General features: G+C 73.9%; 16 protein-coding genes and 1 tRNA gene. 8 read left to right on the top strand and 9 right to left on the bottom strand.

Annotation, left to right across the window (positions count from 1 at the left end):
* Positions 1–21: 21 nt before the first annotated feature.
* The 4 genes from ACFWXO_RS37380 to ACFWXO_RS37365 form a co-directional block, all read right to left on the bottom strand.
* Positions 22–95: transfer RNA gene (locus tag ACFWXO_RS37380), tRNA-Lys, on the bottom strand.
* A gap of 84 nt (positions 96–179) precedes the next feature.
* The gene (locus ACFWXO_RS37375) at positions 180–2303 is read right to left on the bottom strand and encodes a dipeptide ABC transporter ATP-binding protein (protein ID WP_380529801.1); all 2124 of its coding nucleotides are present in this window, start codon (positions 2301–2303) and stop codon (positions 180–182) included.
* Positions 2300–3271: an ABC transporter permease gene (locus ACFWXO_RS37370; protein ID WP_380529800.1), complete on the bottom strand. Its 972-nt coding sequence runs from the start codon at positions 3269–3271 to the stop codon at positions 2300–2302. Before ACFWXO_RS37370 ends, ACFWXO_RS37375 begins: the two co-directional genes overlap by 4 nt.
* A gap of 15 nt (positions 3272–3286) precedes the next feature.
* Positions 3287–4267 carry an ABC transporter permease gene (locus tag ACFWXO_RS37365; protein ID WP_375883303.1) on the bottom strand — a complete coding sequence of 327 codons (981 nt, stop codon included), beginning with the start codon at positions 4265–4267 and terminating at the stop codon, positions 3287–3289.
* Positions 4268–4641: 374 nt separating this feature from the next.
* On the opposite strand from ACFWXO_RS37365, the gene ACFWXO_RS37360 reads away from it, so the two are divergent.
* A complete protein-coding gene (locus ACFWXO_RS37360; RefSeq protein WP_380529797.1) occupies positions 4642–6348 on the top strand; it encodes an ABC transporter family substrate-binding protein in 1707 nt (568 codons plus the stop codon).
* Between the two features lie 487 nt (positions 6349–6835).
* On the top strand, positions 6836–8056 hold the full coding sequence (locus ACFWXO_RS37355) for a low temperature requirement protein A (protein ID WP_380529796.1): 1221 nt from the start codon (positions 6836–6838) through the stop codon (positions 8054–8056).
* Here ACFWXO_RS37355 and ACFWXO_RS37350 read toward each other — a convergent pair.
* Positions 8053–9057, bottom strand: a complete 1005-nt coding sequence (locus tag ACFWXO_RS37350; RefSeq protein ID WP_375883472.1) for a LysR family transcriptional regulator — start codon at positions 9055–9057, stop codon at positions 8053–8055. The genes ACFWXO_RS37355 and ACFWXO_RS37350 overlap by 4 nt on opposite strands.
* A 275-nt stretch (positions 9058–9332) precedes the next feature.
* Here ACFWXO_RS37350 and snpA (ACFWXO_RS37345) point away from each other — a divergent pair, with 275 nt between their 5' ends.
* The 4 genes from snpA (ACFWXO_RS37345) to ACFWXO_RS37330 all read left to right on the top strand — a co-directional run bounded on the left by snpA (ACFWXO_RS37345) (position 9333) and on the right by ACFWXO_RS37330 (position 14039).
* The gene (snpA, locus tag ACFWXO_RS37345; RefSeq protein WP_380529794.1) at positions 9333–9971 is read left to right on the top strand and encodes a snapalysin; all 639 of its coding nucleotides are present in this window, start codon (positions 9333–9335) and stop codon (positions 9969–9971) included.
* A gap of 334 nt (positions 9972–10305) precedes the next feature.
* The gene (gene snpA / locus ACFWXO_RS37340; RefSeq protein ID WP_380529793.1) at positions 10306–10929 is read left to right on the top strand and encodes a snapalysin; all 624 of its coding nucleotides are present in this window, start codon (positions 10306–10308) and stop codon (positions 10927–10929) included.
* 154 nt (positions 10930–11083) lie between these two features.
* Positions 11084–11743: a pentapeptide repeat-containing protein gene (locus ACFWXO_RS37335; RefSeq protein WP_375883313.1), complete on the top strand. Its 660-nt coding sequence runs from the start codon at positions 11084–11086 to the stop codon at positions 11741–11743.
* A 235-nt stretch (positions 11744–11978) separates the two neighbouring features.
* Complete coding sequence (locus ACFWXO_RS37330) at positions 11979–14039, top strand: phosphocholine-specific phospholipase C (protein WP_380529791.1); 2061 nt, start codon at positions 11979–11981, stop codon at positions 14037–14039.
* A 24-nt stretch (positions 14040–14063) separates the two neighbouring features.
* Here ACFWXO_RS37330 and ACFWXO_RS37325 read toward each other — a convergent pair whose 3' ends face one another.
* Positions 14064–14843, bottom strand: coding sequence for a phosphoribosyl-dephospho-CoA transferase MdcG domain-containing protein (locus ACFWXO_RS37325; RefSeq protein WP_380529789.1), 780 nt, complete (start codon positions 14841–14843; stop codon positions 14064–14066).
* A 140-nt stretch (positions 14844–14983) separates the two neighbouring features.
* On the opposite strand from ACFWXO_RS37325, the gene ACFWXO_RS37320 reads away from it, so the two are divergent.
* The gene (locus tag ACFWXO_RS37320) at positions 14984–15196 is read left to right on the top strand and encodes a hypothetical protein (protein WP_375883320.1); all 213 of its coding nucleotides are present in this window, start codon (positions 14984–14986) and stop codon (positions 15194–15196) included.
* A gap of 21 nt (positions 15197–15217) precedes the next feature.
* Here ACFWXO_RS37320 and ACFWXO_RS37315 read toward each other — a convergent pair whose 3' ends face one another.
* Positions 15218–18439, bottom strand: coding sequence for a S41 family peptidase (locus ACFWXO_RS37315; protein ID WP_375883323.1), 3222 nt, complete (start codon positions 18437–18439; stop codon positions 15218–15220).
* A gap of 204 nt (positions 18440–18643) precedes the next feature.
* On the opposite strand from ACFWXO_RS37315, the gene ACFWXO_RS37310 reads away from it, so the two are divergent.
* Positions 18644–20293, top strand: a complete 1650-nt coding sequence (locus tag ACFWXO_RS37310) for a chitinase (RefSeq protein ID WP_380529787.1) — start codon at positions 18644–18646, stop codon at positions 20291–20293.
* Between the two features lie 48 nt (positions 20294–20341).
* Here ACFWXO_RS37310 and ACFWXO_RS37305 read toward each other — a convergent pair whose 3' ends face one another.
* Together ACFWXO_RS37305 and ACFWXO_RS37300 are read right to left on the bottom strand one after the other, a co-directional pair.
* Positions 20342–20968 carry a DJ-1/PfpI family protein gene (locus tag ACFWXO_RS37305; RefSeq protein WP_380529785.1) on the bottom strand — a complete coding sequence of 209 codons (627 nt, stop codon included), beginning with the start codon at positions 20966–20968 and terminating at the stop codon, positions 20342–20344.
* The gene (locus tag ACFWXO_RS37300; RefSeq protein WP_380529783.1) at positions 20968–21969 is read right to left on the bottom strand and encodes a GlxA family transcriptional regulator; all 1002 of its coding nucleotides are present in this window, start codon (positions 21967–21969) and stop codon (positions 20968–20970) included. The genes ACFWXO_RS37305 and ACFWXO_RS37300 overlap by 1 nt, the downstream gene beginning before the upstream one ends.
* Positions 21970–22112: the final 143 nt, after the last annotated feature.

The raw sequence follows: 22112 nt of genomic DNA, 5'->3' as shown, positions 1-22112 counted from the left end.
AAGGGGCCTTCCGGCTGTCTGTGCGCCGCCAGGGACTCGAACCCCGGACCCGCTGATTAAGAGTCAGCTGCTCTAACCAACTGAGCTAGCGGCGCTTGCTGACGTGGAAGACAGTACACGTCGGCAAGCCGTTCTGCCGAATCGTATTCGGCCGGTCACCGGAGGTGAGGATTCCGTCGTCACCCCGGGTGATGACAGGCGGCCCGGTGGTCGCCCTCCGCCCCGGCTCCCGCTCCGGCCCCCGCCCGGTCGCCGTCGAGGCCCGGGCGCTCCTGCTCGCAGCGCGCCCGGGCCGTGGCGTCCGCGAGCCCGGCGTAGAGCGGGCAGCGGGTGCGGAACGGGCAGCCGGTGCGGCGCTCGGTGGGGGAGGGCGGGTCGCCGGCCAGCAGGATGCGGTCGCGGGCCCGTTCGGCGGCGGGGTCGGGCAGCGGCACGGCGGAGAGCAGCGCCCGGGTGTACGGGTGGCGGGGCCGTTCGAAGACGCTGGTGACCGGGCCCTGCTCGACCGTCCGGCCGAGGTACATCACGCTGACCCGGTCGGCGAGGTGCCGGATCACCGAGAGGTCGTGCGAGACGAACAGGTAGGACAGCCCGAGTTCGGCCTTGAGCGACTGGAGCAGGTTGAGCACCCCGGCCTGGATCGAGACGTCCAGGGCGGAGACCGGTTCGTCCAGCACCAGCAGTTTGGGCCGGACGGCGAGGGCCCGGGCGATGGAGATCCGCTGGCGCTGCCCGCCGGAGAACTGGTGCGGGTAGCGGACCGCGTGGTCCGGGTCGAGCCCGACCTGGCGGAGCAGCTCGGGCACCCGGCGGGCGACCTCCTCGCGCGGGGCGTGCTGGGCGCGCAGCGGCTCGGCGACGATGTCGCCGACCGGCATCCGGGGGTCGAGGCTGGCCATCGGGTCCTGGAAGACGATCTGCAGTTCGGAGCGGAGCCGCTGGGCCTCGGACCGGGTGAGCCGGGCGGTGTCGTGGCCGAGCAGCTCGATCCGGCCGGTCTCCGGGGCGCCCAGGCTCAGCAGCTCGAACAGCGTGGTGGACTTGCCCGAGCCGGACTCCCCGACCAGGCCGAGGGTCTCGCCCTGGCGCAGGTCCAGGTCGACGCCGTCCACCGCGTAGACCTCGCCGACCCTCCGCTTGAACACCGTGCCCTTGAGCAGCGGGAAGGTCTTGCCCAGCCCGGTCACCGAGAGCACCTGCGGCCGGGCCGAGCGGTCCCCGGCGGCGGGCCCCGGGGGCAGGTCCGGCACGGGGTACACCTCGTTCGGCGCGGGCCGCCGCTCGGCCAGCTCCGCCGACCGCACGCACGCGGCCAGGTGGCCGTCCGGGCCCGCCGGTCCGGCCTCGGTGCCCACCAGCTCGGGCTCGGCCGTCGAGCAGCGCTCCTCCGCGAGCGGGCAGCGCGCGGCGAACGGGCAGCCGGGCGGCAGTTCGGCCATCGGCGCCGGGGCGCCGGGGATCGGCACCAGCGGGCCGCCGCGCCCGTCCAGCCGGGGCAGCGCGCCGATCAGTCCGAGGGTGTACGGGTGGCGCGGCGCCGCGAACAGCTCGTCCACCCCGGCGGTCTCGACCACCCGGCCCGCGTACATCACGGCGACCCGGTCGGCCGCCCCGGCGATCACCCCGAGGTCGTGGCTGACCAGGACGAGCGCCGCGCCGGTCTCCTGCCGGGCGGTGCGCAGCACGTCGAGCACCTGGGCCTGGATGGTGACGTCCAGCGCGGTGGTGGGCTCGTCGGCGAGCAGGATGTCGGGCTGGTTGGCGATGGCCATGGCGATCATGGCGCGCTGGCGCATGCCGCCGGAGAACTCGTGGGGGAAGCTGTCCAGGGCCCGGTCGGGCGCCGGGATGCCGACCAGGTCGAGGAGTTCGGCGGCCCGGCGGCGGGCGGTGGCCCGGTCGACCGGCTGGTGGATCCGGACGGCCTCGGCGATCTGGTCGCCGATCCGGTAGACCGGGGTGAAGGCGGACAGCGGGTCCTGGAACACCATGGCGACCCGGCGGCCGCGGATCGCGGCGAGTTCCCTGCCGGGCAGGCCGACCAGTTCCCGGCCGTCCAGCCGCACCGAGCCCGCGATCCGGGCGGTGCCCGGCAGCAGCCCGAGCACGGACAGCGCGGTGACGGACTTCCCGGAGCCGGACTCGCCGACGATGCCGAGGGTCTCGCCGCGGCGCAGGGTGAGGTCCACCCCGCGTACGGCGGGCACCGGTCCGTGCGGGCCGGCGAAGTCCACCCGCAGGTCCCGGACGGCGAGCAGCGGGGTCTCGACGGCGGTGGTCACTTCTGCTTCCGCGGTGCTCACTTCTGCTTCCTCCGAAGGCGGCGGGTACGGCGCGGCGCGCCCCCGGCGGTGGGGTCGAGGGCGTCGCGGAGCCCGTCCCCGACCAGGTTGACGGCGAGCACGAACAGCACCAGCAGTCCGGCCGCGAAGTAGAACATCCAGGGGAACACCGGGGCCTCGCCGGTTCCGGCGGCGAGCAGGGTGCCGAGCGAGACGTCCGGCGGCCGGACGCCGAAGCCGAAGTAGGAGAGGGCGGTCTCGCTCATCACCGCGCCGCCGACCGCGATGGTGGCGTCGACGATGAGGAAGGAGGCGACGTTCGGCAGGATGTGCCGGGTGATGATCCGCAGCGGCCGGACGCCCATGAACCGTGCGGCGCGGACGAATTCGCGCTCGCGCAGGGAGACGGTCATCGAGCGGACCACCCGGGCGGTGATCATCCAGTTGAACAGGGCGAGCAGCAGCACGAAGGCGATCCAGCCGCTGCTGCGCAGCCGGGGCGAGACCACGGTGATGATCAGGAAGCTGGGGAAGACCAGCATGAGGTCGACCAGGAACATCAGCGCCCGGTCGGTCCAGCCGCCGAAGTAGCCGGCGCAGGCGCCGACCAGGGAGGCCAGCGCGGTGGAGAAGAGCGCCACCAGCAGGCCGATGATCAGTGACTTCTGCAGTCCGCGGACGGTCTGGGCGAACACGTCCTGGCCGACCCCGTTGGTGCCGAACCAGTGGGCGCCGGAGGGGGGTTGGTGCAGGGCGGTGAAGTCGGGGGCGGCGTAGTCCCAGGGCGTCAGGTACGGCCCGCCGAAGGCGAGGACGAACAGCAGCAGGATCAGCACGGCCCCGGCCACGGCGCCGCGGGCGGCGAGCAGGCGGGCCAGGACGAGCCGGCCCCGTCCGCCGGCCCGGGGAGTGCCGACGGGGGCGGAGGCGTCGGCGGTCCCGTGCGCGGGGTCGGGGGTCGGGGTGTCGGCGGTGGCGGCGACGGTCATCTCGGCTTCCTCCGGTCAGGACCGCACGCGCGGGTCGAGGGCGGCGTGCAGGGTGTCGGCGAGGAAGCCGGAGGCGAGCACGACGACGGCGGTGAACAGGTTGATCGCCACCACGGAGTTGACGTCCTGTTCGTTGATCGACTGGATCAGCCATTCGCCCATGCCGTGCCAGCCGAAGATGGTCTCGGTGAAGATCGCGCCGGTGAAGATGCCCAGGAAGCTGTAGGCGAACATCGTCGACATGGGGATCACGGCGGTGCGCAGTCCGTGCTTGAGCAGGGCCCGGCGCCGGGTGAGGCCCTTGGCCTCGGCGGTGCGCAGGTAGTCGGAGCCGAGCACGTCGAGCATGGTGCCGCGCTGGTAGCGGCTGTAGGTGGCGAGGCCGCCGAGGGCGAGCGAGACGGTGGGCAGCAGCAGGTGCAGGGCCCAGTCGGCGAGGTGGGTGCCGAGGCCGCCGGCCAGTCCGGGGGTCTCGTAGCCGGTGAACGGGACGACGTCGTGGCCGGCCGCGTCCTTGGCGGCGATCGCGCCGTTCTTGAGCAGGAGGGCGACCAGGAAGACCGGGGTGGAGAGCAGGACGAAGGACAGCACGGTGAGCACCCGGTCGGAGATCCGGTACTGGCGCACGGCGCTCCAGGCCCCGGCGGCGACGCCGAGGACGGTGCCGAGCAGGCTGCCGATCAGCAGCAGGCGCAGCGAGACCCAGACCCGGCGGCCGAAGTCGTCGTTGACCGGGGTGTCGTGGATGGTCCGGCCGAGGTCGCCGTGGAGCAGGCCGCCGGCCCAGTGGCCGAAGCGTTCGACGACCGGGGTGTGGTCGTTCAGGTTGAGCGCGGTGAGCTGGCGTTCGACCGATTCGGCGGCCGGGCGCGGCACCTTGGCGTCGAAGTAGGTGCGCGGTTGCAGGGCGCCGGCGGATATCGCGTAGGCCAGGAACACGGCGGCGAGCAGCAGCGCCGCGTAGTAGCTCAGCCGTTTCGACAGGTAGCGGAGCATCAGCGGCGGCCCGGGGCGGGGGCGGGGGCGACGCGTCTGGTGGGCATCGGGGGTGGCCTTCGGTCGGAGCCCGGTCAGGGCGTCAGGTGGCAGGGGGAGTGGGGGAGTTGGGGAACGCGCAGGTCGCAGTCTGGCACCGGGGTGCGGCTGCGATGTTGCGGCGGGATGTCCCTGTGTGACTTTTTGATCAGGCGTCCGCTCCTCCCCCTGGTGGCGGATCTGATCCGCTGTTACGTTCCTCTGGCTCGGTGCCGGATTGAGTGCCCACGCTCAAGCCCGGTCATGCCTCGTACGCCCCAACTCGTGTCACGAACCGGACGAACCCGACCCGTGACGCCCGCCCGACGCCTGCCACCGATCCCAGGGGGACCCTCATGGACGCTTCCAGCACCGCCCGTCGCCTCGGCCGGGCGACCGCCCTCGCCGTCGCCGTCGTGCTGGCGGCCACCGCGTGCACCTCGGGCGGGGGCGGTTCGGGCGCGGACGTGGCGAAGAGCGCGCCGCCGAGACAGGACTCCCAGGACATCAACGCCAAGCCGCTGGACCAGATCAAGGACGGCGGCGAGGTGCGGTTCCAGCTGGACCAGTGGATCGCCCAGTGGAACCCGCTCCAGGTGGACGGCGGTTCGTACACCGACACGGTGAGCCTCATCCGTGCCGTGGAGCCGACGCTGTTCAGCACCGACGCCTCCGGCACCTTCCAGCCGAACGCGAACTACCTGGTGGACGCCAAGGTCACCTCGACCTCGCCGCAGGTGGTCACCTACAAGCTGAACCCCAAGGCCAAGTGGTCGGACGGCAAGCCGCTCAGCTACCTGGACTTCAAGGCGGACTGGCAGACCAGCAACGGCAAGGACCCGGCGTACAACATCGCCGACCCGTCCGGCTACGAGCTGATCTCCGCGGTCGAGCAGGGCGCCGACCCGACCGAGGTGAAGGTGACCTTCGCCCAGCCGTACGCGGACTGGCAGGGCCTGTTCCGCCCGCTCATCCCGGCGGCGGCGATCTCGACCCCGGACGACTTCAACAAGGCCTGGGTGGAGAAGATCCCGATCACCGCGGGCGCGTTCAAGATCGGGACGGCCGACAAGACCGCGCAGACCCTCACCCTCGTCCCGGACCCGGCCTGGTGGGGGACCAGGCCCAAGCTGGACCGGATCACCTTCCGGGTGATGGACAAGTCGGCGAGCATCCAGGCCTACCTGAACAACGAGATCGACCTCGCCGCGGCCAGCACCGCCGCCGCGTACGGGCAGCTCAAGAACGCCAAGGACTCCGTGATCCGGGCCGCCAGCCCGTGGGACGAGGTGCACATCTCCTTCGGCGGCAACGGCGCGCTGGCGGACCAGAAGGTCCGCCAGGCGCTCGGCAAGGCGCTCGACCGCTCGGCGCTGATCAAGATCGCCAACAACGGGGTGCCGGTCGAGTTCAAGCCGCTCGGCAACCACATCATCATGCCCAACCAGGTCGGGTACCAGGACAACTCCGGCGAATGGGCCAGGTTCGACCTGGCCGCCGCCAAGAAGGAGCTGGACGACGCGGGCTGGAAGGAGGCCGGCAGCGGTCAGCCGCGCACCAAGGACGGCAAGCCGCTGGAACTGCACTGGGTGCTCAGCGACGGCACCGTGCAGGCGCAGCTCGACCTCGCCACCGCGGCGGCGGCGATGTGGCAGGCGGCCGGGGTCAAGGTCGACCTGGACAAGGTGGCCGCCAACGACTTCTTCTCCAAGTACGTGACCCCGGGCAAGTTCGACCTCGCGAGCTGGCGCAACACCGACTCCTTCCCGAACTCCAAGAGCCTGGCCAACTTCCGCCTGCCGGTGGGCGACAACTCCTTCCAGAACCCGTCCCGCCTGGGCAGCCAGGAGATCGACGACCTGTTGAAGAAGGCGGCCGGGACGGTCGACCCGGCGGAGGCCGCGAAGCTCTACAACCAGGCTGACGCGAAGATCTGGGAGCTCGGCCACACCGTCGAGCTCTACCAGCGGCCCGCCGTGGTGGCGACCCGCAAGGGGCTCGCCAACTACGGGGCCTTCGGCCTCGCCCAGGAGGACTACACCAAGGTCGGCTGGGAGAAGTGACCCGGGCCGTCGCGGTGGCGACGGCGACCGCACGGCAGGCGCTGGCGAGCAGCGCGGTGATCACGAGGCCGGTGGTGCGGACACGGGTGGGCCGGCTACGCCGCCCCCGCTGTCCTGCCACCGGCCTTGACCTTCCGCGTTGCCCGCAGGCCGCCCGTGTCGTGGGGCCCCGCGAGGGGCCCGTGCTCGCTTCCAACCGGGGACGAATCTAGCGGGGCCGCCGGGCCGGTCGCGGCGCAGCGCGCGGGGCGCGCCCGGAAACCCGCCGCGCTGTCACCCACTTCGCGCACCGGGGCGTCAACTCTCGCTGACGGCAAGGAGAAAAGGGGCATACACGGGCATCGTGCCCGGGTTCGAACGGAGTTGCCGCACCGGCGCACGCGCCCGCGCCGGTGCGTGCGTCGGACCCCGGCCACTGCCAGGATGCGCGGGACGGCGGGCCCAGCCGGGCCGCCCCCGCCCCGCCCCGACCCCCGGAGCAGCACCGATGGCCAGTGACCACGCCGCCGAGGCACCCCGAGCGCAGCACGTCGACCCGCCCCCGGTGCGCCGGATGGTCCCGCGCGACCGCGCCGAGCCGCACCGGGTCGCCACCCCGCTGGAACTCTTCTTCGACCTCTGCTTCGTGGTCGCGGTCGGCCAGGCCGGTCGCGAACTCGCCCACTCCCTGGCCGCCGGGCACTACGGCGAGGGCCTGCGCGGCTACACGATGGTCTTCTTCGCCATCTGGTGGGCCTGGATGAACTTCACCTGGTTCGCCTCCGCGTACGACTGCGACGACGTGCCGTACCGGGTCACCACCCTGGTGCAGATCGCCGGGGTGCTGATCCTGGCCGCCGGGGTGCCGAGGATGTTCGAGACCCAGGACCTGACACTGGGGATCACCGGCTACGTGGTGATGCGCCTGGCGATGGTCACCCAGTGGCTGCGCGCGGCGTCCGGCGAACAGGGTGAGGCCCGCCGGGTCGCGCTGCGCTACGCGGCGGGGATCACGCTGTGCCAGCTCGGCTGGGTGGTGGTGCTGCTGCTGCCGGACGCCGCCCGGCCGGTGGTCATCCCGATCGGCGTGCTGTGCGAGCTCGCCGTGCCGGTGGTCGCCGAGCTGCGGGCGCAGACCTCCTGGCACCCGCACCACATCGCCGAGCGGTACGGGCTGTTCACCCTGATCGTGCTCGGTGAGACGGTGGCCGCCGCGACGGTGGCGGTGCAGTCGGCGGTGGACGAGCACGAGGGGCTGGGCCGGCTGGTGCCGGTGGCGGTCGGCGGGCTGCTGATCTGCTTCGCGGCCTGGTGGATCTACTTCGCCCGGCCGGTCCACGACCACCTGCGCTCCAACCGGCAGGCCTTCGCCTGGGGGTACGGGCACTACCTGGTGTTCGGCTCGGCGGCGGCGATCGGCACCGGGCTGGAGGTGGCGGTGGAGTCGGCCGTGCACAAGGCGGAGATCTCCGAGACGGCCGCCACCGCGACGGTCACCGTGCCGACGGCGGTCTACCTGGTGACCGTCTGGTACCTGCACTCCCGGCACACCAAGCGCGGGCCGGTCGCGCAGTCGATCGCGCCGCTCGGGGCGGCGCTGGTGCTGGCCTGCACCGCGCTCGGCGGCCCGGGGGTGCTGGCCGCGGGCCTGGTGTGCGCGCTGATGGTCGCGGTGGGGGTGCTGGTCCACAGCCGGGAGGGCCGGGAGGACCGGCGGGCGCGGGTCTAGACCCGTTCCAGCAGGAAGGGCTCGTGCCGGGCCAGCCAGTCCAGGTAGGCCGGGTTGACCTTGGCCAGGTCCAGGTAGGCGGCGCGCAGTTCGCCGTAGAGCGCGTCCAGGGCGGGCTGGCTGAGCACCCGGGGGCGCCAGGTGAACAGCAGCCGGACGGCCAGCGGGTCCCCGTGCACCGGGCGGACCACCGTGCCGGGCCCGGGCAGCGAGGTCGGCTGGCAGGGGCGGACGGCCTCGCCGGAGGCGACCAGCTCGGCGGCGGTGGCGTTGTCCCGCACCTGCACCACCCGGGGGTTGAGCCCGGCCTCGCTGAACACCCGGCGCATCGCGGCGTACTCGTGGTCGGCGGTCGGGTCGACCATCCAGGTGTCCTCGGCGAGGTCGGCGAGGTGGACCACCGGCCGGGCGGCGGCCGGGTGCCCGGCGGCGAGCGCGACGAACTGCGGCTCGCGGGCCATCAGCACCCGGTGCTCGGCGTCCGGCGGGACCCGCAGCGGGAAGCCCTCGCTCTCGTACACGAAGGCCACGTCCAGCTGGTCGGAGGCGACCATCCGCAGCAGCGCGCTGGCGGAGATGTCGACGTGGATGGTGGTGTCGGTGTCCGGCAGCCGCTCGTGCACCCGGCGCAGCCAGGCGGCGACGGCCCGGCTGCCGACGCTGCCGATCCGCAGCCGGCGCTGCCGGCCGGGCCCCGCGGTGTCGCGGGCCTCCTGCCGGGCGGCGGCGACCAGGGCGGCCATCTCGCTGATCACCGGCCGGGCCCGGGACAGCACCGAGTGGCCGAGCGCGGTGGGCCGGCTGCCGGTCTGCTCGCGGGTGAACAGGGTTCCGCCGATGGCCCGTTCGATGCGGTGCAGCTGGGTGGTGAGGGAGGGCTGGGTCATGCCGAGTTGGAGGGCGGCCTTGCGGAGGCTGCCGGTGTCGGCGATCGCGCACAGCACCCGGAGGTGTCTCACGTCGAGCTCCACGACGGGAGCATAGACGTCACCGAGCCACATCGCCAAGGACATGACAGAGAATCAAGTGTGCAGCGACTGGCCGCGCGACGGACCGCACAGCGGATCGCGCGGCGGATCCCGGCACCCCCGGCACCGGTATGCGGCCGGACTATCGCCGGTTGACATCATCCGCGACGGGCCCGGACGGGTCGAAGCTCGGGGACACCGCACCGCCCCGGCCCCGGCCGGGACGGCCCCCACCGCGCGCCGCCACCGTACGGCCGGCCCCCACCGGCCCCGGCGGGCCGGCGCGCCCCGGAATCCGGAGCCCCCACATGAAGCGATCCGTGCTGTCCGCGACCCTGGGCCTGGCCCTCGCCGGCGCCCTGGTCCTGCCCGCCACCGCCGTCGCCGCGCCCGCCGCCCCGGCCGTCCACGGCCACACCACGTCGAGGTACGCCGGTTCGGCCGAGGAGGCCGCGAACAACCAGGCGTTCTTCCGGGCCGTGATGGCCTCCGTCGCGGCCAAGCGGGCCGCCGACCCCGGCCTGACCACCGTCACCGTCACCTACGACGCCTCCAACGCCCCCTCCTTCGCCGGCGACATCGCCAACGCCGCGCAGATCTGGAACGGCTCGGTGCACAACGTCCAGCTCCAGGAGGCGAGCGGCGGCACCGGCGACTTCTCGTACAACGAGGGCGACGACCCGAACGGCTCGTACGCCAGCACCGACGGACACGGGCACGGCTACATCTTCATCGACCACCAGCAGGCCCAGCAGTACTACTCGCTCCGGATCGTCGCCCACGAGACGGGGCACGTGCTCGGCCTGCCCGACGACTACTCCGGTCCGTGCAGCGAACTGATGTCGGGCCACGGCCCCGGTACGTCCTGCACCAACGCGCACCCCGACGCCAACGAGAGCGCGCAGGTCGACTCGCTCTGGGCGAACGGCGTGGCGGCGGCCAACTGACCTGCCCGGCAGGTGAATCGGGTGCGGCGGCCCGCCCGGCCGGAAACGGGCGGCCCGCCGCATGGGTACTTCCCCGCCTCGGAGCCTAGCCGCCCCCGGAACGGAATGCCAGGGGCATGGCTAGGTCAAGACGAGGAAAAGACGGCCCGAATCCGGCGGGGGCCGGGGGTATTGGACCGGGCTATCGGTGGTTGACATCATCCGCCGGGCCGCCGGGCTGCCCGAAGCTCTGGGGACACCCGGTCGCCAGGTGTCCCCCGAGCCGGCCCCCAACCCGGCTGCGGCACCCGGGACCGGAACCCCCCACTTCCAGGACCCCTTCAGGAGCCCCCACATGAAGCGATCCGTGCTGTCCGCGACCCTCGGCCTCGCCCTCGCGGCGGGCCTCGCCGTGCTGCCCACCACCGCGGCCGCCGCCGCCCCGGCCGCCCCGGCCGTCCAGGGCTACACCGCGTCGACGTACGCCGGTTCGGCCCAGGAGGCGGCCGACAACCAGGCGTTCTTCCAGGCCGTGATGGCCTCCGCCAAGGCCAAGCAGGCCGCGAGCCCGGGCCTGGCCACCGTCGTGGTCACCTACGACGCCAGCTCCGCGCCGTCCTTCCGCAACCAGATAGCCAACGCCGCGCAGATCTGGAACGGCTCGGTCGGCAACGTCCGGCTGCAGGCCGGCTCCAACGCCGACTTCGCCTACTACGAGGGCAACGACAGCCGCGGCTCCTACGCCAGCACCGACGGCCACGGGCGCGGCTACGTCTTCCTCGACTACCAGCAGAACCGGCAGTACAACTCGGTCCGGGTGACGGCGCACGAGACCGGGCACGTGCTCGGCCTGCCGGACCACTACTCCGGCCCGTGCAGCGAGCTGATGTCGGGCGGCGGCCCCGGCACCTCCTGCACCAACCCGTACCCGAACAGCGCCGAGCGCAGCCGGGTCAACTCGCTCTGGGCCCGCGGCTGACAACACCCGTGAGCGCCCCGGCCCGGCCGCGTCCGCAGCGGCCGGGCCGGGGCGTCGCCGCGGGCGGGTGCGGCGGGTGCGGCCGGACTGTCGGTGCCGCGTGCGAGCATGCGGGCGAGACCCGTTCGCCCGCGATCCGAGAGGCGCCCCCGCCATGCCCCGTTCCGTCCCCGAGCAGCTCGCCGACCTCCCGTACGCCGAGCTGCTGCGCCCGCACACCGGCCCGCTGCGCAGCGACGAGCGGTACGACACCGCGCACTTCGACGGCGGTCAGCGCACCGACGAGTCGGGTGCCGGGGCGGCCTTCCTGGAGTGCGCCTTCACCGGGGTCGCGCTCAGCGGGGTCAAGCTGCGCCAGGCCCGGTTCAACGAGGTCTGGGTGCAGGCCGGCCGCTGGGTGGCCTGCGACCTGAGCGAGACCGAGTGGCAGGACAGCTCCTTCGTCGGCGGCGTGCTGGCCGGGATCGCCGGGTACGGCTCGGCGCTGCGCCGGGTGGTGTTCCGCGGCTGCAAGCTGGAGGCGGTCAACCTGCGTGCGGCCGTGCTGCGGGACGTGGTGTTCGAGGACTGCCTGCTGCGCGACGTGGACTTCGGCGAGGCGAAGCTGACCGGGGTGTCCTTCCCCGGCTCGACGCTGGAGGAGGTGCGGCTGCGCGGGGCCGTGCTGAGCAAGGTGGACCTGCGCGGGGCCGCCCGGCTCGGACTGGTGGACGGCCACCAGGGGCTGCGCGGGGCGGTCATCAGCTCGCCCCAACTGCTGGAGCTGGCGCCGCAGTTCGCCCAGGCGCTGGGGATCGAGGTGAAGGACCGCTGAGCCGCCCGCGCCCTCCCCGGCGCTCCGGGAACGCCCTCCTCGGCACTCCTGGAACCTCCTCGACCGATCAGCCTGGCGTTCAGCCCGGCGTCGCTCGGTGACCCACGGGCGAACAGTCCGACAAACCTGCTGCGCGCATCTGGTGGCCCGCTCCGGTGGCGGTGGAGACTGCTCCGCGATCGATGGCCCCCGAGTTGTGTACACAACATCGCCAGTGAAGGGACGGACCGGACTGATGGCCGAGTTGAGTCGTAGAAAGTTCGTCACGCTGTCCGGCGCCGCCGCGGCAGGCCTCGCGGTGGCCGGCGCCGGCGCCGGGGCCGAGGACGCCGCGGCCGCCTCCAGCACCACGCTCAGCACCACCGGCACCATCACCGACGTGCAGCACGTGGTGATCCTGATGCAGGAGAACCGCAGCTTCGACCACTACTTCGGCACCCTCAAGGGCGTCCGCGGCTTCGCCGACCGGGCCGCCATCCAGATCTCCGGCGGCTACAGCGTCTTCAACCAGCCGAACGGGCTGTTCGCCCGCCAGTACCCGTGGGCCTTCAACCCCTCCGGCGCGAGCGGCTCCCCGGAGACCCAGGCGCAGTGCAACGGCGACCTCTCGCACGCCTGGTCCGACCAGCACAAGGCCTGGAACGGCGGCAAGATGGACTCCTGGGTGTCCGCCAAGGGCACCATCCGCACCCTCGGCCACCTCCAGCGCGGCGACATCCCGTTCCACTACGCGCTGGCCGACAACTGGACCATCTGCGACGCCTACCACTGCTCGGTGCTGAGCGCGACCGGCCCCAACCGCACCTACCACTGGAGCGGGACGATCGACCCGGCCGGCACCGCCGGCGGCCCCGCCTACGACGGCGGCTCCGAGTCCAACCTGCGCTGGCAGACCTACGCCGAGGCGCTGGAGGCCGCCGGCGTCAGCTGGAAGGTCTACCAGAACGCCGCCGACAACTTCGGCGACAACGCCCTCGCCTACTTCAGCCAGTTCACCGGCGCCGCGGCCGGCAGCCCGCTGGCCGTCAAGGGCATGGGCTCGGTGCCCAAGGTCACCGGCCGGACCCCGGACGACATCGCCGCCGCGATCCGCTCCGACGTGCTGAACGGCACCCTGCCGCAGGTCTCCTGGATCGTCGCCGACCAGCAGTCCTCCGAGCACCCCTACGCCACGCCCGAGGACGGCGCGCACTTCGTCCACCTGGTCATGGACTCCCTGAACGCGGACCCCAACGTATTCAACTCCACCGTCCTGCTGATCAACTACGACGAGAACGACGGCTTCTTCGACCACGTCCCGCCGCCGGCCGCGCCCGCGGGCACCGCGGGGGAGTTCTACAACTCCACCAACATCGGCCTCGGCTTCCGCGTCCCGCTGATCGCCGTCTCCCCGTGGACCCGCGGCGGCTGGGTCAACTCCGAGACCTTCGACCACACCTCGGTGCTGCGCTTCCTGGAGGTGTGGACCGCCGCCCTCGGCACGCCCGCCACCAGCCCCAACATCAGCGCCTGGCGCCGCCAGGTCTGCGGCGACCTCACCTCGGTCTTCGACTTCGCCAACCCGGTGTACGGCCTGCCCGCACTGCCCGACACCTCGCAGACCATCGGCCTGGCCACCTGCGGCCCGCTGCCCAACCCCTCACCCGCCGACAACGCGCTGCCCGCCCAGGAGCCCGGCACCCGCCCGGCCCGCGCCCTGCCGTACCAGCCCAACGCCAACCTGGACCGCCTGGAGTTCGGCTCGGGCGGGGTGATGAAGGTCTGGATCGCGATGGCGAACACGGGCACCGCGGCCGTGAACTCCGCGCACTTCGCGGCCTACGCCAACGCCTACCGCAGCGGCGGGCCCTGGCAGTACACCGTCGCCCCGGGCGGCAGCACCAGCGACTTCTTCAACTGCGGCACCAACTTCGGCGGCGGCCCGTACGACCTCACCGTGGTCGGCCCCAACCGCTTCCTGCGCCGCTTCAAGGGCGACGCCACCAAGGCGGGCAAGAACGCGGCCGTCACCGCCTCCTACGCGGTCGAGCCGGGCAGCGGCAAGCTCGCCGTCTACTTCAAGCTGGCCAACTCCGGCACCGCCCCGATGACCTTCACCATCACCTCCACCAACTACCGCACGGACGGGCCCTGGACGTACCGGGTCCCGGCCGGCGGCAGCGTCAGCGACTTCTTCAACGCGGTCGCCTACAACAACGGCTGGTACGACTTCACCGTCACGGTGGACGCCGACAGCAGCTGGTCGCAGCGCTTCACCGGCCACCTGGAGACGGGCGCGCCCAGCGTCAGCGGCTGACCGTCCCGGTCGGACCGTCCCGGTTCACGCGTACGGGCCCCGGGGGAACCACGGATCGTGGACCTCCCGGGGCCCGGACGGCGTCAGCAGGGTGACGGTGAGCGGCCCGGCCGCGTACTCGGCGAGGTGCACCGCGCCGTAGCGGGTCTCCAGCTCGGCCTGCACCGGCACCGGCAGCTTGCTCAGCGCCCGCCGCAGCTGCAGCGCGTCCCGCCGGCTGACCGGGTGCGGGGTGCGCAGCACCAGCCGCAGCGGGCTGAGCGGTCCGGCCACCGGGACGCCGGTGCCCAGCTCGTAGCCGACCGCGCCGATCGGGCCCCAGGCCAGCCGGTGGTCCGCGACCAGCCGGCCGACCTCCGGCAGCAGGGCCAGCGCCGGGACACCGGTGACCCGCTCGGGGTCCAGCAGTCCCTGCCGGCCGACCAGCTGCTCGGGCCGCAGGGTCCGGGCCACCGCGGCCCAGGGCGCGAGGGCGTCCAGTCGCTGTCCGGGGCGCGGGCCGCGGACGGTGACCGGGATCCAGTGCTCGGGGGCGGCCTGCCGGCCCCGGGTGCAGCGCCGCGGGCGCGGGACGTCCACCGGGGCGTCGGCCGGCGAGGGCGCCCGGCCGACGGTGACCCACGGGTGCGCCCGCAGCACGGCCCGGGCCCAGTCCGGCAGCTCGCCGCCGGCCAGTGGGCGCAGCGAGCTCGGGCACTGCATCAGCAGCAGGTCGTGGGGGCCGGGCAGCCGTCCGTCCAGCGCGGCCAGCGCGCCGACCCGGCGGCGCGGTCCGTCGTGCAGTTCCTCGGTCGAGTTCCTCACACCGCCACCCTCCGCCCGTCCCGCGCCGCCCGGCTACGGCCCTTGGGCGCGTCGGGCCGGGACCAAAGGCTCAACGTGCGACCGCCGACTCCCGGTGTGAGAGTGGGGGACAGCCCGGTAATCCGTTCGGAGGAGGAGTCATGGGCATCCTCGACAGGATCTTCCACAGGGGCCACGAGGCCGGTGGCGCGGAGGCCGCCGAGCGCGCCGCGCTCGCCCACGACGAGGCCGCCGACGCGTACAGCGACGAGGTCGAACGGAGCAGGCAGACGCAGGAGCGGACGGCCGCCCAGGAGGAGGCCGACCGGCGCGCCGCCGAGAACATGACGGCCGAGGGCGACCCCTGGGACTGAGCCCGGACGGGCCCGCCGCCGTCAGCGCTCCCGCGGCGGCAGCGGCGGGCGCCGCAGGTCGGGCCGGGGCGTGGACTCCGGCGGGGGCGCCGCGGCCGGGGCGTCCTCCAGCAGGTCCAGGGCCAGTTGGACGGCGGTGACCAGCTCCGGGTGGCGCCCCCGCGCCCAGTCCCGCGGGGTGCGCAGTACGTGCACGTCCGGCTCGACGCCCCGGTTCTCCACCGACCAGCCGAGCCCGCCGCTGAACCAGGAGGCGTTCTTCGGCACCGAGATCTGGGTGCCGTCGCCCAGGGTGTGCCGCCCGGTCATCCCGACCACTCCGCCCCAGGTCCGGTTGCCGATCACCGGGCCGAGGCCGAGCAGCTTGATCGCCGCGATGATCACGTCCCCGTCCGAGCTGGTGGCCTCGTCCGCGAGTGCCACCAGGGGGCCGCGCAGGGCGTGCCGGGGCCAGCGGACGGGCTGGCGGTCGCGGCTGAAGTCCCAGGCGAGGACGTGCCGGGTGAGCTTCTCCAGGACGAGTTCGGAGACGTTGCCGCCGGCGTTGCCGCGTACGTCGAGGACCAGCGCGGGCTTGTCCAGTTCGCGCCGCAGGTCCCGGTTGAACTGCGCCCAGCCGGAGCCGCCGAGGTCCGGGATGTGCAGGTAGCCGCACCGGCCGTCGCTGAACTCCCGTACCAGGGAACGGCGTTTGGCCACCCAGTCCTGGTAGCGGACGGCCCGTTCGTCGGTCAGCGGGGTGACGGTGATCCGCCGCACCGGGCCGTCCGGGCCGCTGCGCAGGGCGAGTTCGACGGTGGTGCCGCCGGTGCCGGCCAGCAGCGGCAGCGGGCCGCGCACCGGGTCCACCGGGCGGCCGCCGACCTCCAGCAGTTCGTCGCCGTCCCGGACGCCCTGGGCGGCCAGCGGGGCGCGGGCACGCGGGTCGGAGGACTCGCCGGGCAGCACCCGGTCGACCAGCCAGCGGCCGTCGGGGGCGCGGTGGGCGTTGGCGCCGAGCAGGCCGAGCGGCTGCTGGGCGAGGCCGGGGCCCTCGGCGCGCCGGGAGGGGGTGACGTAGGCGTGCGAGGTGCCGAGCTCGCCGAGGAGTTCGCGCAGCAGGTCGGCGAAGTCGTCGGGTGAGCAGACGCGGTCCAGCAGCGGTTCGTACTGGGCGACCAGCGCGGGCCAGTCCAGGCCGGACATCCGCTCGTCCCAGAACTGGTCCCGGACGATCCGGGCCGCCTCGTGGTACGCCTGGCGCCACTCGGCGGCCGGGTGCACGGTGTGGGTGATCCGGCGCAGGTCGACGGCGGTCCCGGCGGAGGGGGCGGCGACCGGGATCACCCGCAGCGTCCCGGCCGAGTAGACCGCGATCGAGCCGCCGTCCCCGGAGACGGCGTAGCCGTCCAGCTTGTCGACGAGGGTGCTGCGGGTGCCCCGGGCCAGGTCGAAGTGCTCCAGGGAGGGGCGGCCGGAGGTGTCGTCGGGGTTGGCGAAGGTCTGCCCGAGGGTGCCGGAGATCGGCCAGCGCAGCCAGACCAGGCCACCGCGCACCGCGTCGGTGGCCGAGTACTTGGAGGCGATCACCGGGAACTGGAGCAGCCGCTCGCCGATGCCCGCCGGGTCGACCCGGACGGTGCCGTCGCCGTCCCCGCGCGGGGCGGCCTCCTCGGCGGGCGCGGCGAACGGGGAGGGGGTGTCGGCGGCGAGCGGGACGAGGTACGGGCGGCAGCCGACCGGGAAGGAGAGGTCGCCGGTGTGCACGTCGTGGACGGGGTCGAAGCCGCGCCAGGACAGGAAGGCCAGGTAGCGGCCGTCCCGGGTGAACACCGGCTGCTCGTCCTCGAACCGGCCGTCGGTGACGTCGGTGGTCGGGGCGGGGGCGTCGGTGCGGGTGAGCCGGATCCGGCGCAGCGAGCGCCCGGCGGCCGGCTGGGACCAGGCGACCCAGTGCGAGTCGGGGGAGAACCGGGCGCCGGTGACCGGCCCGTGCTCGGAGGCGGCCAGTTCGCGCACCGCGCCGTCCTCGGCGGAGACCAGCAGCAGCCGTCCGTCCGAGGTGGTGGCGGCGAGCCGGGAGCCGTCGGGGGCGGCGGTGAGCTCCAGGACCCGGCCGAGCCGGCCGGCGGCGAGCACCCGGTGGCGGTGGGCCGTCGTCTCCTGGTGCGACGCCGTCTCCTGGTGGCCCGGCAGCGGCATCACCTCGATCGCGTCGGCGCCCTCGGCGTCGGTGATCCAGGCCGCCTCGCCGGTGTGCCCGAGCACCACCGGCAGCCGGGTGCGCACCCCGGGGGTGTCGGCGAGCGCGCGGGCCGGGCCGTCCTTGTGGGTGAGCCAGTACTGGCTGCCGCGCACGGTGATCACCCCGGCCCGGCCGGTCCGGTCGCAGGCGAGGTCCTTGACCTGGGAGGCCGCACCGACCTGGTACGGGCGGCGGCCGGCCCGGGCGCCGCCGAGCGGCACCCGCAGCCGGTGCGGGGCGGGGGCGTCCAGGCCGTCCAGCAGCCAGAGGTCGCCGGCGTGCTGGTAGACGATCCGGGTGCCGTCGGTGGCGGCCTCGCGGGCGTAGTAGGAGGCGTGGTCGGAGTGCCGGCGCAGGTCGGTGCCGTCGGGGCGGCAGGAGTAGAGGTTGCCGATGCCCTCGTGGTCGGAGAGGAAGGCGATCCGGTCGCCGACCGGCATGGGGGAGGCGAGGTGGCCGGTGTGCCCGGGGAGGATCGGCTCGCCGTCCACCCAGAGCCGGCCGGTCGCGCCGCCGCGGTAGCGCTTCCAGGCGGCGGGCTCGTGCGGGGCGGCGCCGGTGAGCAGGACGGTCCGGTCCCGGCTGAGCTGGGCGTCGCCGACCGGCCCCCAGGGCATCCGGCGGCCGGGGGAGCCGTCGGGCGGCAGGGCGTGCGCCCAGGTGTAGTGGCCGAAGGGCTCGTGGAAGGAGGTGACGGCCAGCACCTCGCCGTCCGGCAGCCAGCCGCGCACCCGGGTGTCCTGGCTGCCCCAGTGGCTGAGCCGGCGGGTCTCGCCGCCCTCGACCGGGGCGGTCCACACCTCGGGGGTCAGGCCGAGCCAGCTGGTCCAGGCGAGGGTGGTGCCGTCGGGGGAGAAGCGGGGGTGGCTGACCCGGGTGCGGTCGCAGCCGACCCGCCAGGCCCGGCCGGTGGCGGCGGCCCCGGGCTCCAGCGGGGCGATCCAGACGTCGTCCTCGGCGGTGAAGGTGAGCAGGCCGCCGTGCAGGTGGGGGTGGCGGAGGTAGCCGGGCGGGGTCACTCCTCCATCCTTCGACGGGGTGTCACCCGCGGCAACCGGAGACCACCCTCCCGCACCGGTCTGGACCATTGACAGCGCACTGCCGGATCCATTTCAGTGGTCTAGTCCAACTTGGGTGCCAGGCCGGGCCGTTCCCCCCACTGGCGCGTGCTCCGGCGTGCCCTCGGACGTCCCCCACGACCGCGCCACCGCAGGAGCACCCGCATGCGCAGAACCCTGAGAAACGGCCTCGCCGCCGGCACCGCCTCCGCCCTCGCCGCGGCCACCCTGGTCGGCGTCACCCTCGGCCTGGCACCCGCCGCCTCGGCCGGCGAGTTCCTGGTCAACGGCGGCTTCGAATCCGGCTCGCTCGGCCCCTGGAGCTGCACCGGCAACTCCGGCAGCGTCGTCACCAGCCCGGTGCACGGCGGCAGCCACGCGCTCGCCGCCGCGGCCACCGCGGGCGACACCGCCCAGTGCGCCCAGACCGTCGCCGTCGCACCGAACACCACGTACACGCTCAGTGCCTGGGTCAACGGCTCCTACGTCTACCTGGGCGTCGACGGCGGCGGCCCCAGCACCTGGACGCCCGGCACCGGCGGCGGCTACCAGAAGCTCAGCCTCGGCTTCACCACCGGTGCCAACCAGACCACCGCCACCGTGTACACCCACGGCTGGTACGGACAGGGCACCTACTACGCGGACGACGTCTCGCTGGACGGCCCGGGCGCCCCCAGCCCGACGCCGACGCCGACACCCACTCCGACTCCGACCCCGACCCCGACGCCCACGCCCACGTCCACGCCGACCGGGACCCCGACGGGCACGCCCACCGGGACCCCGACCGGGACCCCCGCCGGCAACCACACCCTGGTCGGCTACCTGCACGCCAGCTTCGCCAACGGCGCGGGCTACACCCGGATGGCCGACGTCCCCAACTCCTGGGACATCATCGACCTCTCCTTCGGCGAGCCCACCTCCCCGACCTCCGGCGACATCCGCTTCAACCGCTGCTCGGCCACCGACTGCCCGACCGTCGAGTCCGACGCCGACTTCAAGGCCGCCATCGCCGCCAAGCGCGCCCAGGGCAAGAAGGTGCTGATCTCGATCGGCGGCCAGAACGGCCAGGTCCAGCTGACCACCACCGCCGCCCGGGACACCTTCGTCAGCTCGGTCTCGGCCATCATCGACAGGTGGGGCCTGGACGGACTGGACATCGACTTCGAGGGCCACTCGCTCTCCCTCGACACCGGCGACACCGACTTCAAGAACCCGAAGAGCGCGGTCGTCGTCAACCTGATCTCGGCGCTCAAGACCCTCAAGGCCAAGTACGGCCCGGGCTTCGTGCTGACCATGGCGCCGGAGACCTTCTTCGTCCAACTCGGCTACCAGTACTACGGATCCGGCCCCTGGGGCGGTCAGGACCCGCGCGCCGGGGCGTACCTGCCGGTGATCTACGCGCTGCGCGACGACCTCACCCTGCTGCACGTCCAGGACTACAACTCCGGCTCCGTCATGGGCCTGGACAACCAGTACCACTCGATGGGCGGCGCCGACTTCCACGTCGCGATGACCGACCTGCTGCTCAGCGGCTTCCCGGTGGCGGGCAACACCAACAACGTGTTCCCGCCGCTGCCCGCCTCGAAGGTCGCCATCGGCATGCCGGCCACCACCAACGCGGGCAACGGCTACGTCGCCCCGGCCGAGGTGGACAAGGCCCTGGACTGCCTCACCAAGCTGGCCAACTGCGGTACGTACGTGCCGCGTTCGGGCGCCCAGCCGAAGCTGGCCGGGCTGATGACCTGGTCGGTCAACTGGGACCAGTTCGGCGGCCGGGAGTTCTCCAAGAACTTCGACGCCTACTTCGGCCGCTGACCGGAGGCGGGGTCCGCACCCGTCGGGCGCGGACCCCGCGCGGCGCCGTCAGGCCGTCAGCAGCCGCTTCGCCCCCTCCACCACCGCCGGGGAGGCCTTCGCGAGGGAGCCCGCGGCGTACGGCGGCTGCGGGTCGTACTCGATGAGCAGCTGGATCGCCTGCGCGGTCCCGTCCCCGGCGATCAGGCCGGCCAGCCGCAGCGCGAGGTCGATCCCGGCCGAGACCCCGGCCGCGGTCGCGTACTTGCCGTCGACCACGATCCGCTCGGTGCCGGTGGGCTCCGCCCCGAACCGGGTCAGGCCGTCCAGCACGCCCCAGTGGCTGGTGGCCCGGCGGCCCTCCAGCAGGCCGGCGGCGGCGAGGATCAGCGAGCCGGAGCAGACCGAGGTGGTCCAGGTGGTGGTCGCGTCCACCCGGCGCACCCAGTCGAGCACCGCCGGGTCCGTCAGCTGCGCCTCCGTCCCGGGCCCGCCGGGGACCAGCAGCACGTCGGCGGAGTCCACCTCGTCCAGGGTGGCGTCCGCGGTCAGCGCCAGGGTCATGTCGGAGCGGACCGGGCCGGGCTTCGCGGCGGTGAACACCACCTCGGCCCCGGGGATCCGGGACAGCACCTCGTACGGGCCGACCGCGTCCAGGGCGGTGAAGTCGTCGTAGAGCAGGAACGCGATGCGCATCAGTGACCTCCATCGGGCTGTGGACCGCCGGCCGGTGGACCGTCGGGCCGGGAACGGAAGCGGCGGCGGTACTCGGCGGGCGGGGCGGCCACGGTCCGGACGAAGGCGCGCCGCATCGCCTCCGGGGTGCCGTAGCCGCAGGAGCGTGCGATCGCCTCGACGCCGTCGTCGGTGTCCTCCAGCAGCCGCCGGGCGGCCTCCAGCCGGACCCCGTCCACGTACCGGCCCGGGGTCACCCCCACCTCGGCGGCGAAGGCCCGGGCGAAGTGCCGCGGCGACAGCGCCGACCGCCGGGCCAGCTCCTCCACCGAGAGGTCCGCCCCGGGGTGCTCGGCGATCCACCGCTGCACCTCGCGCAGCGGCTGCCGGGCCGCCACCTGGGCGGCCAGCTGGGTGCTGAACTGGGCCTGGTTGCCCGGCCGGCGCAGGAAGACCACCAGGTGACGGGCGATCAGCAGCGCGGCGTCCCGGCCGTGGTCCTCCTCGACCAGGGCCAGCGCCAGGTCGATCCCGGCGGTGACCCCGGCCGAGGTGGCGACGCGCCCGTCCCGGACGTGGATCGGGTCCGGGTCGACCGCCACGTCGGGGAACCGGCGGGCCAGCTCCCCGCAGTACGCCCAGTGGGTGGTCGCCCGGCGCCCGGACAGCAGTCCCGCCTCGGCGAGCAGGAAGGCCCCGGTGCACACCGACACCACCCGCTCGGCCCGGTCGGCCAGCTCCCGGATCCGCGCCACCAGCGCGCCGTCCGGGTGCTCGAAGTCCACCCCGCCGGGGACCAGCAGCGTGTGCACCGGCCCGACCTCGGCGAGGTCGGCGTCCGGCAGCAGCCGCAGCCCGCTGGAGCTGCGCACCGGCCGGCCGCCGGCGGAGGCGGTGGTCACCCGGTAGGCGCCCGGCTGCCCGGCGGCCGCGCCCGCCCCCGCGAACACCTCCAGGGGGCCGGTCACGTCCAGGCTCTGCACGTCGTCGTAGAGGACGACGACCACGCTGCGCGCTCTCATGCGGCCAGCCTGTCACCGGCCCGCGACGGCAGCAATGACCGGTTTCCCACCTTTCCTGCCACGGGGTGCGCGGGTACGCCGGAACGGCGGGCGGGGCCCCGGGCGGGGTCGATCGGGGGCCCGGCAGTCTGTGTGGGGGCCGA

It is taken from the genome of Kitasatospora sp. NPDC059088 (assembly GCF_042738155.1).
GTDB lineage: Bacteria > Actinomycetota > Actinomycetes > Streptomycetales > Streptomycetaceae > Kitasatospora.
Note: the sequence above shows the minus strand (reverse complement) of the source record. Positions and strands in the feature narration are given on the sequence as shown.

Excerpts from the sequence above, each read along its gene's own strand:
- ACFWXO_RS37335 (WP_375883313.1), top strand. The coding sequence starts at position 11,084 with ATGCCCCGTTCCGTCCCCGAGCAGCTCGCCGACCTCCCGTACGCCGAG.
- ACFWXO_RS37370 (WP_380529800.1), bottom strand. The coding sequence starts at position 3,271 with ATGACCGTCGCCGCCACCGCCGACACCCCGACCCCCGACCCCGCGCAC.
- ACFWXO_RS37360 (WP_380529797.1), top strand. The coding sequence starts at position 4,642 with ATGGACGCTTCCAGCACCGCCCGTCGCCTCGGCCGGGCGACCGCCCTC.
- ACFWXO_RS37365 (WP_375883303.1), bottom strand. The coding sequence starts at position 4,267 with ATGCTCCGCTACCTGTCGAAACGGCTGAGCTACTACGCGGCGCTGCTG.
- ACFWXO_RS37355 (WP_380529796.1), top strand. The coding sequence starts at position 6,836 with ATGGCCAGTGACCACGCCGCCGAGGCACCCCGAGCGCAGCACGTCGAC.
- ACFWXO_RS37330 (WP_380529791.1), top strand. The coding sequence starts at position 11,979 with ATGGCCGAGTTGAGTCGTAGAAAGTTCGTCACGCTGTCCGGCGCCGCC.
- ACFWXO_RS37310 (WP_380529787.1), top strand. The coding sequence starts at position 18,644 with ATGCGCAGAACCCTGAGAAACGGCCTCGCCGCCGGCACCGCCTCCGCC.
- ACFWXO_RS37305 (WP_380529785.1), bottom strand. The coding sequence starts at position 20,968 with ATGCGCATCGCGTTCCTGCTCTACGACGACTTCACCGCCCTGGACGCG.
- snpA (WP_380529793.1), top strand. The coding sequence starts at position 10,306 with ATGAAGCGATCCGTGCTGTCCGCGACCCTCGGCCTCGCCCTCGCGGCG.
- ACFWXO_RS37350 (WP_375883472.1), bottom strand. The coding sequence starts at position 9,057 with ATGTGGCTCGGTGACGTCTATGCTCCCGTCGTGGAGCTCGACGTGAGA.
- snpA (WP_380529794.1), top strand. The coding sequence starts at position 9,333 with ATGAAGCGATCCGTGCTGTCCGCGACCCTGGGCCTGGCCCTCGCCGGC.
- ACFWXO_RS37300 (WP_380529783.1), bottom strand. The coding sequence starts at position 21,969 with ATGAGAGCGCGCAGCGTGGTCGTCGTCCTCTACGACGACGTGCAGAGC.
- ACFWXO_RS37320 (WP_375883320.1), top strand. The coding sequence starts at position 14,984 with ATGGGCATCCTCGACAGGATCTTCCACAGGGGCCACGAGGCCGGTGGC.